The organism is Streptomyces sp. NPDC026575, assembly GCF_055567415.1.
On record NZ_JBVHQM010000045.1, the window covers coordinates 1 to 12840 of the forward strand.

Annotated in this window: 13 protein-coding genes; 11 read left to right on the forward strand and 2 right to left on the reverse strand. The window is 69.5% G+C overall.

The annotated features are described in order from the left end of the window. Nucleotides 1-626 precede the first annotated feature (626 nt). Both ACZ4NB_RS36800 and ACZ4NB_RS36805 read left to right on the forward strand, forming a co-directional pair. On the forward strand, nucleotides 627-929 hold the full coding sequence (locus ACZ4NB_RS36800; RefSeq protein ID WP_003982531.1) for a DUF4193 domain-containing protein: 303 nt from the start codon (nucleotides 627-629) through the stop codon (nucleotides 927-929). A gap of 14 nt (nucleotides 930-943) precedes the next feature. Beyond that, nucleotides 944-1750: a hypothetical protein gene (locus ACZ4NB_RS36805; protein ID WP_467667406.1), complete on the forward strand. Its 807-nt coding sequence runs from the start codon at nucleotides 944-946 to the stop codon at nucleotides 1748-1750. 21 nt (nucleotides 1751-1771) lie between these two features. Here the strand turns inward: ACZ4NB_RS36805 and ACZ4NB_RS36810 are convergent, their stop codons facing one another. Next, nucleotides 1772-2215: a DUF3093 domain-containing protein gene (locus ACZ4NB_RS36810; RefSeq protein ID WP_467667407.1), complete on the reverse strand. Its 444-nt coding sequence runs from the start codon at nucleotides 2213-2215 to the stop codon at nucleotides 1772-1774. A 58-nt stretch (nucleotides 2216-2273) separates the two neighbouring features. Between ACZ4NB_RS36810 and ACZ4NB_RS36815 the strand changes: the two genes are divergently transcribed. The 9 genes from ACZ4NB_RS36815 (at nucleotide 2274) to ACZ4NB_RS36855 (ending at nucleotide 11559) form a co-directional block, all read left to right on the forward strand. Beyond that, complete coding sequence (locus tag ACZ4NB_RS36815) at nucleotides 2274-2876, forward strand: PaaI family thioesterase (protein WP_467667408.1); 603 nt, start codon at nucleotides 2274-2276, stop codon at nucleotides 2874-2876. Further along, on the forward strand, nucleotides 2873-3394 hold the full coding sequence (dut, locus tag ACZ4NB_RS36820) for a dUTP diphosphatase (RefSeq protein ID WP_451656751.1): 522 nt from the start codon (nucleotides 2873-2875) through the stop codon (nucleotides 3392-3394). Before ACZ4NB_RS36815 ends, dut begins: the two co-directional genes overlap by 4 nt. A 1-nt stretch (nucleotide 3395) precedes the next feature. Further along, nucleotides 3396-4163, forward strand: a complete 768-nt coding sequence (locus ACZ4NB_RS36825) for a DUF3710 domain-containing protein (protein WP_467667409.1) — start codon at nucleotides 3396-3398, stop codon at nucleotides 4161-4163. A gap of 327 nt (nucleotides 4164-4490) precedes the next feature. Then, a complete protein-coding gene (kdpF, locus tag ACZ4NB_RS36830) occupies nucleotides 4491-4580 on the forward strand; it encodes a K(+)-transporting ATPase subunit F (protein ID WP_016575741.1) in 90 nt (29 codons plus the stop codon). 31 nt (nucleotides 4581-4611) lie between these two features. Further along, nucleotides 4612-6288, forward strand: coding sequence for a potassium-transporting ATPase subunit KdpA (kdpA, locus tag ACZ4NB_RS36835; RefSeq protein ID WP_467667430.1), 1677 nt, complete (start codon nucleotides 4612-4614; stop codon nucleotides 6286-6288). Between the two features lie 32 nt (nucleotides 6289-6320). Then, nucleotides 6321-8441 carry a potassium-transporting ATPase subunit KdpB gene (gene kdpB / locus ACZ4NB_RS36840; RefSeq protein WP_467667410.1) on the forward strand — a complete coding sequence of 707 codons (2121 nt, stop codon included), beginning with the start codon at nucleotides 6321-6323 and terminating at the stop codon, nucleotides 8439-8441. Nucleotides 8442-8460: 19 nt separating this feature from the next. Then, entirely contained in the window at nucleotides 8461-9123 is a 663-nt protein-coding gene (gene kdpC, locus ACZ4NB_RS36845; RefSeq protein ID WP_467667411.1) for a potassium-transporting ATPase subunit KdpC, read from the forward strand. A 338-nt stretch (nucleotides 9124-9461) separates the two neighbouring features. After that, nucleotides 9462-10640: an alginate lyase family protein gene (locus ACZ4NB_RS36850; protein ID WP_467667412.1), complete on the forward strand. Its 1179-nt coding sequence runs from the start codon at nucleotides 9462-9464 to the stop codon at nucleotides 10638-10640. A gap of 211 nt (nucleotides 10641-10851) precedes the next feature. Beyond that, on the forward strand, nucleotides 10852-11559 hold the full coding sequence (locus ACZ4NB_RS36855; protein WP_467667413.1) for an ABC transporter ATP-binding protein: 708 nt from the start codon (nucleotides 10852-10854) through the stop codon (nucleotides 11557-11559). Nucleotides 11560-12030: 471 nt separating this feature from the next. Here ACZ4NB_RS36855 and ACZ4NB_RS36860 read toward each other — a convergent pair whose 3' ends face one another. Then, nucleotides 12031-12603 (reverse strand): GNAT family N-acetyltransferase, encoded by a 573-nt coding sequence (locus ACZ4NB_RS36860; RefSeq protein WP_467667414.1) that lies wholly within the window; start codon nucleotides 12601-12603, stop codon nucleotides 12031-12033. Nucleotides 12604-12840: the final 237 nt, after the last annotated feature.

The window sequence follows — 12840 nt, forward strand, 5'->3', positions numbered from 1 at the left end:
GTCCATCGTGCGCTCGGTGGTCCGCGCCCACGACGGCAGCATCACCGCCGAGCCCCGCGAGGGCGGCGGCCTGACCATGCGCGTCGTCCTGCCGCTCTGACGCAGGCCAGAGGGTGGTTGTACGGCCGCTGGAGCGGCGGGGCACCCCCGTGGGCGCCCGTCGGACATCAGTGCGTACGATCGCCCGTCTCGCGGCCGTACACCGTCTCGCCTCCCGGTTTGACGAAATGGGGGTCGGCCGGGGATCCTTCGCCAAGTTCGCTTTGCGCGGAATTGCACCGGTCCGACCGCCGGTCTACGCGTGTGTGATCGCTCACAGGCGCGAATTTCCAGCCATCTACGCTCCGTGATCGAAATGCACTGCGGAATGCCGGGGAAGTCCGGGTTTCCGGGGGGCTGGATTACGGGAAGTACAGGTGATGGGCTGCGCGAGGTGCGACATTCGGACCGTGTACGGTCCTGATCGCCATCCAAACCGATCACCTCTTCAGGGGTGCGGTTGGGTGTCGATTGAGTAACAGACCTTGATGTGAGGCAAAATCTCCGCCTCAGGTCGGGCACAAGTCCGGCCTCTCACGCGTTACGAGCGCTGAGACACCGCAGACACCCAGAGGGGGAGAGCGAAAATGGCTACGGATTACGACACTCCACGCAAGACCGATGACGACCTCAACGAGGACAGCATCGAGGAACTGAAGTCGCGGCGGAACGACAAGTCCGCCTCTGCCGTCGACGTCGACGAGTTCGAGCAGGCCGAGGGCCTGGAGCTGCCCGGCGCCGACCTGTCCAACGAAGAGCTCGCCGTGCGCGTGCTGCCCAAGCAGCAGGACGAGTTCACGTGCATGAGCTGCTTCCTGGTGCACCACCGCAGCCAGCTCGCCGCGGAGGACAAGAACGGGCAGCCGATCTGCCGCGACTGCGCGGCCTGAGACCGGCCTGCGCCGTGGCAGGCGTGAACCCGTTCCGTAAGGGTCCCAAGGGCGTCAGCGGCCCGGCGGCCGGCGCACGACCACGCGAGGAGACCGCGTCCGTGCCCGCCGATCCGACCGCCCTTCCCACGGAGCGGACGACCGGTGCACCGCGGGAGCGAGGCCGCAGGGCCTCGCTCGCGGCCCTGGCCGGCCCCGCGGGCCGAGCAGGCGGCCGGCTGCGGCTGGGGATCGCCGCGATCGCCGACCGCCTCATCGCCACCGCCCCGCGGATCCCGGTCCGCGACCTCGCCACGCTGCGCGCCCAGTTCCCCGGCCTGACCCCCGAGGAGCTGGCCGACAAGCTGGTCGCGGGCGCCTGCGCGGGCACCGCCGCCGTAGGAGCGGGCGTCGGCGCGGCGGCGATGCTGCCCGCTCCGCCCGCCATGCCGGCCGAGCTGGCCGCCGAGATCACCGGCGTGGCCTCGGTCGAGATCAAGCTGATCGCCGAGCTGCACGAGGTCTACGGCCTGCGCCCCGCGGGCAATTTCCGGCAGCGCGCGATGGCCTGCCTGACGTCCTGGTCCGAGGAACGGGGCATCGACATCGCCGCACCGGCCTCGCTGAACATCGCGCTCGGCGGGCAGATGAAGCGCGAACTGCGCCAGCAGATCATGAAGCGCACGCTGCGCAACCTGCCCAACCTCATGCCGTTCATGATCGGCGCCGCCGTCGGCGCGTTCATGAACCGCCGCGCCACCAGAAGGCTCGCCGACAAGATCCGCAAGGACCTGCGTGCGCACCAGGTCCCCTGGGACGCCCTCGCCACGCCCGAGGGCTGACGGGACGCCCCGCCGCGCCGGTCAGCCGCGTACGGCCGTCAGCGCCGCCACCAGGCGCTCCGGCTGCCGCGTGGAGAGGTACGCGTACGGCGTCGGGTCGTCCGGATCCGCGATCTCCACCCGCACCGCGGTGCGGACATAGCTGCGCAGCAGCATGAACGCGCGGGCGTCGGCCTTGTGCGTACGCCACGCCAGCGCCTCGTCCGCGTCCAGCGCCCTCGCCTCGCCCAGCGCCGCCGCCGGGATCTTCGCGTCGCCGGCGATCAGCGCGCCGCCCACCACCCGGATCCGCGCCGAGCCGTACGAGCTCACCGCCACCGCGGACAGCGCCGCACCGCCGATGAGCCCGCCGAGCATCGGGAGCGTCCCCAGGGGGAGGAGCATCAGGGCGCAGGCGACGCCGATCAGTGCGGCGATCACCCACCAGGACCGGGGCGCGGTGAGACGTTCTTCGTACGACTGCATGAACCCAGCTTGGCACGGCGGCGCGGGCCCCTTACGCGCGCGGGTAGGGTCTGCACTCGTGAGTGGAACTGACAGAACGAGCACGGAGTCGCCGCGGCTGACGCCACCGAAGGACGCCGTCGCGCCGGTCCGGCACCCCGACGGCCCGGCGCCCGGAGAACTCCTCGGCGCGCACTACGACCGGTGCTTCGGCTGCGGTACGGGCCAGTCGCACGGTCTGCACCTGGAGGCGCGGGCCGGGGACGGCGTGAGCGTGCAGGCCGAGTTCACCGTCAAGGAGGCCCACCAGGGCGCGCCCGGTCTGGCGCACGGCGGAGTGCTGGCCACCGCGCTGGACGAGACGCTCGGCTCGTTGAACTGGCTGCTGCGGGTGATCGCGGTGACCGGCCGGCTGGAGACCGACTTCCTGCGGCCGGTGCCGCTGGGCACGGTGCTGCATCTGGACGCCCGGGTCACCGCGGTGCACGGGCGGAAGATCTACTCGACGGCCGTGGGCCGGATAGGCGGCCCGGACGGCCCGGTCGCCGTGCGCGCCGAGGCCGTCTTCATCGAGGTGAAGGTCGACCACTTCATCGACAACGGAAGGACCGAGGAGATCCAGGCGGCGATGGCCGACCCGGACCAGGTCAAACGAGCACGTGCCTTTGAGGTGAACCCGTGAGTCAGGTACGGAATCCGGTGGATGTACTGCTGCGGCGGCTGGACCCGGAAGTGCCCGTTCCGTCGTACGGACATCCCGGCGACGCGGGCGTGGATCTGGTGACCACCGAGGCCGCCGAGCTGGCGCCGGGGGAGCGCGCCGTGCTGCCCACCGGGGTGTCGATCGCGCTGCCCGACGGGTACGCGGCGTTCGTGCACCCCCGGTCCGGGCTCGCAGCGCGCTGCGGACTGGCGCTGGTCAATGCCCCCGGGACGGTGGATGCCGGGTACCGTGGAGAGATCAAGGTGATCGTGGTCAATCTGGACCCGCGCGAGAGCGTGCGGTTCGAGAGGTTCGACCGGATCGCCCAACTGGTCGTCCAGCAGGTCGAGAAGGTGCGCTTCCACGAGGTGGCGGAACTTCCCGGCTCGGCGCGGGCCGAGGGGGGATTCGGTTCCACCGGCGGTCATGCGGCGGTGGGCGGCTCCACGGGCGGGAATGAATACGCATCGGTCGGTGCCGACCGGGAAGGACAGTGACGTGTTCGGACGTCGCAAGAAGAACGAGGCTTCTGAAGAGTCGGCCAAGGACACCACGCTCGCCGGCGAGCACGCGGTGACCGGTGCCGACGAGGGCGAGGCGGCGCCGGCGCGGCTCAACCTCCCGCCCGCGCCGCGCCCCGACGGTCCCTGGGACTCGTCGGAGGTCAAGGACCCCGGCGAGGGCCGGGTGGACCTCGGTGGCCTGTACGTGCCCGGTGTCGAGGGCATGGAGCTGCGGGTGGAGGTCGCCGGTGACGCGATCGTCGCCGCGACGGTGGTGCTGCAGGACAGCGCCGTACAGCTGCAGGCCTTCGCCGCTCCCAGGAACGAGGGCATCTGGGGCGAGGTGCGCGAGGAGATCGCCGCCGGCATCACCCAGCAGGGCGGGGTCATCGACGAGGTCGAGGGCCCGCTGGGCTGGGAGCTGCGTGCCCAGGTGCCCGTACAGCTGCCGGACGGCACCAACGGCGTGCAGGTCGTGCGCTTCGTCGGTGTCGACGGTCCCCGGTGGTTCCTGCGCGGGGTGATCTCCGGCCAGGGCGCGGTGCAGCCGCAGGCCGCGGGCGTGCTGGAGCACATCTTCCGGGACACCGTCATCGTCCGCGGTGACGGCCCGATGGCGCCGCGCGACCCGATCGTGCTGAAGCTGCCGGACGACGCCCAGATGGTGCCGGACGGCGTGCAGCAGGACGCGGCCGAGCAGTCCCGCTTCGGCGGTGGCGTGGAGCGTCTGGAACGCGGACCGGAGATCACCGAGATCCGCTGACCGGATCGCGCGGCCGAGCGGCGCGAAGACGTCCGCATCTCGGCCGGATCACGATGGTCGAAAGGGCCCGGACCCCCGTGAGGGGGCCCGGGCCCTTTCGCGTTTGCGCAGGTCACAAACGGGCGCGTATGGGTTCCGTCAACGGAGCGCTAATGGCCGTAAGGGAGGCGTCAACAGAGTTCGAGCCGCCCGGGAACGACGCTTTGCTGTGGAGGTCCTCATCTCCCCAGTCATCTAGGAGCACACGATGGCCGACGTGGCCTTCGTCGTCGTCACGATCGCGGTCTTCGCGCTGGTGGCCCTCGTCGCCAAGGGGGTGACGAAGCTGTGACCATCGAGAACATCGTCGGCTTGATCGTTGCCGTCGCCCTCCTCGGATACCTGGTCCTCGCGCTCGTCTTCCCGGAGAGGTTCTGACGTGTCCATAGCTGCTGCCGCAGCGGGCGACATGAGCCCCCTCCTCGCAGGCGTGCTCCAGCTGACAGCGCTCATCGCAGCGCTCGCCCTGGCGTACCGCCCCCTCGGCGACTACATGGCCGCCGTCTACAGCTCGCCCCGGCACCTCCGTATCGAGAAGGTCGTCTACCGCTGCATCGGCGCCAACGCGGACGCCGAGATGCGCTGGCCCGCCTATCTGCGCGGCGTCCTGGCGTTCTCCGCGGCCGGTGTGCTCCTGCTGTACCTGCTGCAGCGGGTACAGGGCGGTCTGCCGCTGTCCCTCGGGTTCGCGTCGATCAGCCCCGACCAGGCGTTCAACACCGCGGCGTCCTTCGTCGCCAACACCAACTGGCAGTCCTACAGCGGCGAGCAGGCCATGGGCCACGTCGTGCAGACCGCCGGCCTCGCGGTGCAGAACTTCGTCTCCGCCGCCACCGGCATGGCCGTCGCCGTCGCCCTGGTCCGCGGCTTCGCCCGGTCCCGCACCGGCGACCTCGGCAACTTCTGGGCCGACCTGGTCCGCGGCACCATCCGGGTGCTCGTCCCGATCGCCGTCGTCGGCGCCCTGGTCCTGGTCGCCTGCGGCGCCGTCCAGAACTTCTCCGGCATCCACGAGGTCGGCCAGTTCATGGGCGGCTCCCAGCAGACCAACGGCGGCGCGGTGGCCTCCCAGGAGGTCATCAAGGAACTGGGCACCAACGGGGGCGGCATCTTCAACGCCAACTCCGCCCACCCCTTCGAGAACCCCGACCCCTTCACCAACCTCTTCGAGATCTTCCTGATCCTCGTCATCCCGTTCGCGCTGACCCGCACCTTCGGCAGGCTCGTCGGGAACGTGAAGCAGGGCTACGCCGTCCTGGCCACGATGGGCGTCATCTGGCTCGGCTTCACCGCGCTGATGATGTGGACCGAGTTCGCCCACGGCGGCCCGGCCCTGCAGGCCGCGGGCGCCGCCATGGAAGGCAAGGAGACCCGCTTCGGCGTCGGCTCCTCGGCGATCTTCTCGGTGGCCACCACCCTGACCTCCACCGGAGCCGTGGACTCCTTCCACTCCTCCTTCACCGCGTTCGGCGGCGGCATCCAGCTGCTCGGCATGATGCTCGGCGAGATCGCACCCGGCGGAGTGGGCTCCGGCCTCTACGGCATGCTCGTGATGGCGATCATCGCGGTGTTCATCGCCGGCCTGATGGTGGGCCGCACGCCCGAGTACCTCGGCAAGAAGATCGGCACCCGCGAGATCAAGCTCGCCGCCTGCTACATCCTCATCACCCCGACGCTGGTCCTCGGCTTCACCGCCGCGTCGATGGTGCTGCCGGACGCGCTCGGCTCGATGCTCAACACCAAGGCGCTGGGCGCCGGTTCGCACGGCTTCTCCGAGGTGCTGTACGCGTTCACCTCCGGCGCCAACAACAACGGCTCCGCCTTCGGCGGCCTGAACGCCAACACGCCCTGGTACAACACCACGATCGGTCTGGCCATGCTGCTCGGCCGCTTCCTGCCGATGGTGTTCGTGCTCGCGCTGGCCGGCTCGCTCGCCGAGCAGAAGCCGGTCCCGGAGACCGCGGGCACTCTGCGTACCGAGAAGCCGCTCTTCGCCGGGCTGCTCGTCGGCACGATCCTGATCATCACCGGTCTGACCTACTTCCCGGCGCTGGCCCTCGGGCCGCTGGCGGAGGGCCTGTCATGACCGCCCCCGTGAAACCAGAGGAGCCGGGCTCCATGGCCTCCAGCTCGACAGCCACTCCGACCCGCGCTCCGCACCAGGACGTCCCCAGCGGGCACAAGCCCGGCGACGGCCGCGTGGGCGGCGGTCTCTTCGACCCCAAGCAGCTGGTCAAGTCCTTCCCGGACGCGATACGCAAACTCGACCCCCGGGTCATGGTCAAGTCCCCCGTGATGTTCGTGGTCGAGGTCGGCTCCGTCCTGACCACGGTCTTCGCTCTCAAATCGCCCTCGGACTGGTTCGGCTGGGCGATCGCCGCCTGGCTGTGGCTGACCGTCGTCTTCGCCAACCTGGCGGAGGCGGTCGCCGAGGGCCGCGGCAAGGCGCAGGCCGACACCCTGCGCAAGGCCAAGACCGACACCGTGGCGCGTCGCCTGAACGGCACGACCGAGGAACAGGTACCCGGCACCGAACTGCGCATCGGCGACCTCGTCGTCTGCGAGGCCGGCGACATCATTCCCGGTGACGGCGATGTCGTCGAAGGCGTCGCGTCGGTGGACGAGTCCGCCATCACCGGCGAGTCCGCCCCCGTCATCCGCGAATCCGGCGGCGACCGGTCGGCCGTGACCGGTGGCACGAAAGTGCTCTCCGACCGCATCGTCATCAAGATCACGACGAAGCCCGGCGAGACCTTCATCGACCGGATGATCAACCTCGTCGAGGGCGCCGCACGGCAGAAGACCCCCAACGAGATCGCGCTGAACATCCTGCTCGCGTCGCTCACCGTCGTCTTCCTGCTGGCGGTCGTCACCCTCCAGCCGTTCGCGATCTACGCGGGCGCCGAACAGCCCATGATCGTGCTGCTGGCGCTGCTGGTCTGCCTGATCCCGACGACGATCGGCGCGCTGCTCTCGGCCATCGGCATCGCCGGCATGGACCGGCTCGTCCAGCGCAACGTCCTGGCCATGTCCGGACGCGCCGTCGAAGCGGCAGGCGATGTATCGACATTGTTGCTCGACAAGACCGGCACCATCACCCTCGGCAACCGCCAGGCAGCCGAGTTCGTCCCCGTACGCGGCACCACCGAGGCCGAGGTCGCCGACGCGGCCCAGCTGTCCTCACTGGCTGACGAGACCCCCGAGGGCCGCTCCATCGTCGTCCTCGCCAAGGAGAGGTACGGACTGCGCGAGCGCCACCAGGGCGAGCTGACCGGCGCCGAGTGGGTACCGTTCACCGCCCAGACCCGGATGTCGGGTGTGGACGTCACCGAGGACGGCCAGCACCGCAAGATCCGCAAGGGCGCGACCGGTTCGGTCATCGCCTGGGTCCAGGAGCGCGGCGGCGAGGTCGCCGGCGACGCCCAGCAGCTCACCGACGCCATTTCGCAGGCCGGCGGCACCCCGCTGCTGGTCGCCCTGGAGGACGAGCGCGGCCCGCGCGTCCTGGGCGTCATCCACCTCAAGGACGTCGTCAAGGACGGCATGCGCGAACGCTTCGTCGAGCTGCGCAAGATGGGCATCAAGACCGTCATGATCACGGGTGACAACCCGCTGACGGCCAAGGCCATCGCCGACGAGGCGGGCGTGGACGACTTCCTCGCGGAGGCCACGCCCGAGGACAAGATGGCGCTCATCAAGCGCGAACAGGCCGGCGGCAAGCTGGTCGCCATGACCGGTGACGGCACCAACGACGCACCCGCGCTGGCCCAGGCGGACGTCGGTGTGGCCATGAACACCGGGACCTCGGCCGCCAAGGAGGCCGGGAACATGGTGGACCTGGACTCCAACCCGACCAAGCTCATCGAGATCGTCGAGATCGGCAAGCAGCTGCTGATCACGCGCGGTGCGCTGACGACCTTCTCGATCGCCAACGACGTCGCGAAGTACTTCGCGATCATCCCCGCGATGTTCGCGGTGGCCTACCCCGGCCTGGACACCCTCAACATCATGCGGCTGTCCAGCCCCAACTCCGCGATCCTCTCGGCCATCATCTTCAACGCGCTGATCATCGTCGCGCTGGTGCCGCTCGCCCTCAAGGGCGTGCAGTACCGCCCGGTCAGCGCCGACAAGATGCTGCGCCGCAACCTGGCCGTCTACGGACTCGGCGGCCTGATCGCCCCGTTCATCGGCATCAAACTCATCGACCTGCTCATCTCCCTCATCCCCGGGCTGCACTGACTTAGGAGCTGTGACCGACATGAACAACTCGGTACGCAACACCGCCCGGTTGCTGGGCGCGGGGCTGCGCGCGCTGCTCGTCCTGACCGTGGTCTGCGGGGTCGTCTACCCGCTGGTGGTCACCGGAGTGGCGCAGGCCGCCTTCCACGACAAGGCCAACGGGTCCGAGGTGCGCTCCCACGGCAAGGTCGTCGGCTCCGCGCTGCTCGGCCAGCGCTACGACAAGGGCAAGGACAAGGAAGGCAATCCGGTTCCGGACCTGGGGTTCTTCCAGCCGCGCCCCTCGGCGGGACTGGGCAGCAACAAGGCCAACGGCGTCAACACCCAGTACGACCTGCAGGTCTCCGGCGCCTCCAATCTGGGCGCCACCAACACCGACCTCGTCAAGGCGGTGCGGGAGCGCAAGAAGTGGGTCGCGGAGACCTACGGCGTCGCCGAGTCGAAGGTCCCGGCGGACGCCGTCACCTCCTCCGGCTCCGGTCTCGACCCGCACATCTCCCCGGAGTACGCCGAACTCCAGGCCGCCAGGGTCGCCAAGGAGAACCACCTGCCCGCGGACGAGGTGCGCCGGCTGGTCGAGGACCACGTCGACGGTCGGACTCTCGGCTTCATGGGTGAACCGCGGGTGAATGTTCTGGAGCTGAATATTGCCTTGAAGAACCTGGTGGAGGGGCGGGGGTAGAGGCGGGGCAGGTTCGAGGCCGGGCTGGAGCCCGGTTGGAGCCGGCCGGAGACAGGGGGGCGGCCCCGGGGAGAGGACTCTCCCCGGGGCCGCCCTTCGCTTGTCTTCCTGTTCCCTGTTTCCCCGTTTCCCTCTTTCCTTTTCCCTCTTCTTAGAAGGCTGAAGTGCCTGCTGGGAAAAGGTGGTTGATTCCGCATCGCTCCGGCGCCAGGTCTTGACGGCGCCATGGCTTCCCCTTACGTTCGCCAGCCATCAAAGGCGTTCATGTCAACGCTTGTCGTTCATGTACGAGAACAGCTCCCGTCCATCGAGCATCTCGACAGGAAGGCACACCCCCCATGCGCAGAAAGCTCACCCTCGTCGTCGGCGTCCTGCTCGGGGCCCTGACGGCGAGCCTCCTCATAGGTGCCCCGTCCACCGCGGCGCCGGCCGCCTTCACCCACCCCGGCGTCCTCGTCGGCACCGCCCAGCTCGACTTCACCCGAAGCAAGGTCAACTCCGGTGCCCAGCCCTGGAAGGACGCATTCGACGCGATGCTGGCGAGCAAATACGCCTCGCTGTCACGCACACCCAAGCCCCGTGCCATCGTCGAATGCGGCCCGTACTCCGACCCCAACTACGGTTGCACCGACGAACGCGAGGACGCCCTCGCCGCCTACGCCCTCTCGCTGGCCTGGTACATCACCCGCGACAGCAAGTACGCGGACAAGGCGATCCAGATCATGGACGCCTGGTCCGGCACCCTCAAGGACCACACCAACAGCAACGCGCCGCTGCAGACCGGCTGGGCCGGCTCCTCCTGGCCCCGCGCCGCCGAGATCATCCGCTACACCTACGACGCCTGGCCGAAGGGCCGCGTCGACCGCTTCGCCGGAATGCTGCGCGACGTCTACCTTCCCGAGGTCATCAACGGCTCCAACAGCAACGGGAACTGGGAGCTGAGCATGATGGAGGCGGCCGTCGGCATCTCCGTCTTCATCGAGGACAGGGCCTCCTACGACAAGGCCGTCGCCACGTTCCGCGCCCGGGTTCCCGCGTACATCTATCTGAAATCCGACGGTGATCTGCCCAAGACCACACCGGGCAGCGGCCTGAACACCCGCGACAAGATCATCAAGTACTGGCAGGGGCAGACCACCTTCGTCGACGGCCTCACCCAGGAAACCTGCCGCGACTTCACCCACACCGGATACGGCCTGTCGGCCATCTCGCACATCGCCGAGACCAGTCGCATCCAGGGCGACGACATCTACCCGGAGGTCGCCGACCGCCTGCGCCACGCACTCGGCTTCCACGCCACGTACGAGCTGGGTACGGCGCCGCCGTCATGGCTGTGCGGCGGCAGCCTCAAGCGCGGCCTGGGCCCCGTCACCGAGGTCGGCTACAACGCACTGCACAACCGGATGCACCACGAGATGGCCAACACCCGGAAGCTGACCGAGAAGCAGCGGCCGGCCGGCTCCAACAACCTCTTCGTCGGCTGGGAAACCCTGACCCATGCGGAGAACCCCAGCTAGGCGGACTCGGTCGGCGGTGACCGGGGCTGATCCAGAGTTATCCACAGGCGTTGCCTGCCGAACTGCGCGGTACGCATACTGACGCCATCGGCAGGCGACGCGAGGCTCCGGCGATCGCAGCGCTCAACGGGCCTGGATCGTACGGGAGTTGGGTGCGGGCGGTTGGCGAAGCGGGAGTGAAGTGGGGGAGTGGGGAAGTGGGGGAAGGGCCATGAACGACGGGGGGAGTGGGGCGGGTGCGATGGTTGTCGTCGAGGATCTGCACCGTAGTTACGGCAGCGGCGCCGGTGCTGTGCACGCCCTGCGCGGGGTGTCGTGCAGCGTGCCGCGCGGTGAACTGGTCGCCCTGCGCGGCCGCTCCGGGTCCGGCAAGACGACGCTGCTCAATCTCATAGGTGGTCTGGACACCCCGGACTCGGGACGGGTCACCGTCGACGGCACGCTGCTCGCCGATCTCGGTGAGAGCGGGTTGTTGGAGATGAGGCGCGACCATATCGGCTTCGTGTTCCAGTCCTTCGGGCTGATACCGATACTGAGCGCCGCCGAGAACGTCGGAGTGCCGCTGCGGCTGCGCAAGGTCCCGCCGCGGGAGCGTGACGAGCGTGTCGCACTGCTGCTGTCCTTGGTGGGCCTCGCCGACCATGCCGAGCAGCGGCCCGGCGAACTCTCCGGCGGCCAGCAGCAGCGCGTCGCCATAGCCCGGGCACTTGCCAACCGGCCCGCCCTGCTCATCGCCGACGAGCCGACCGGGCAACTGGACGCCGAGACCGGCATGGAGGTGATGGAACTGCTGCGCGCGGTGGTCCGCAGCGAAGGTGTCACGGCTCTGGTCGCCACCCACGATTCCAACCTTCTCGGTCTCGCCGACCGCGTCATGGGGCTGAACGACGGTCTGATCACCGAGCAGGGCGCGGACTGACTGGGCGCGGGGTTGCCGTTACCCCCCTGCTGCTTCCGCCTCGCCCGTCTGCAGCGGGGAGGAGGAGCTGATCCGTGGGGAACGGCCGTAGTGAGCGGCGGCAGGGGGAGTGAGCTGGGGTGAACTCCAGCTGTGGTGAGCAGTGGCTGAGTTGAGCAACAGCCTGAAGTGAGCAGCAGCCTGAAGTGAGCAACGGCTGGGGTGAGCAAGAGCTGACGTTGGCGAACGGCTGCGGTCAGTGAATGGCTGCGGTCGGCGAACGGCTGCGGTCGGCGAACGGCTGCGGTGAGTGAACGGCTGAGGGGGGCAAGACCTGAAGTGGGTGATGGCTGAAGGAGGGAAGGGCGAGGGGGAGGAGGGGTGGGGGAGGGGGGAGGCCCCCCGGCGGGGCCGGGGCCGGGGCCGGGGCCGGTGCTGGGGCTGAGGCTGAGGCTGCCGTGGCGTGCGGCAGTGGTCCGGTTCGGCCGTCTGTCACCAGAGGTCGCCGTCGCGCCAGTCGCAGGTGAGGTCGGTTTCGAGGTCGAGGGGTGTGGAGCCGGTGGGGAGGACGTAGATGCAGCCGTCCTCGTCGGCGGTGCGCTGGAGGCCGTTCGGGGTGAGGGCCCATGAGCGGCCGCGCCACAGTTGCCAGCCGCGGGACGCGTAGAAGTCCGCGGCCTCGTCGGAGGCGCCGAGCGCTCCGAGGTCGTAGCCGCCCCGGATGACGCGTTCCAGGGCCGCCATCATCGCCGCCCCGTGGCCACGGCCGCGCCGGTCCGCACGTACCCCGACGCCCTCCACGTATCCGCAGCGCAGCGCGCGGCCGCCGTGCAGCAGGCGGCGCTGGACCACGGAGGCATGGCCGATCAGTTCGCCGTCCTCGTGGGCCAGGGCGTGCAGGCCGCCGAGTGCGTGCTCCCAGTCCTCGGTGGTCATGTCGTCGAAGACGTCGTAGAGGAGGGTGCGGGCCGCCTTGAGGGTGGCGGTGTCCAGGTCCGAGGTGTGGGCGATGCGCACTTCGGTTCCGGCGGGCGTCGTCGACGTGTTCGGAGGTGCCTCGGTCATGTGAGGCATGGTCGCAGCCGGGGCGCGGCCGGGCGACGGCATTTTCACCCGCCTGCCTCCACCAGCTCTCCCCGCTCCACTCCCCATGCCCCATACGACCTATGCCCCATACGAGTGGTCTTCGCAGCTCACCCGCCCTCCGGCGGCTCCGAGCGAGAGGTCGTCCGCCGTCCGTACCCCCGCCGTTGCCGGGGTCGCGGGGGCCCGTATCAGAGTCGCGTCAAGACCGGGCTTGAA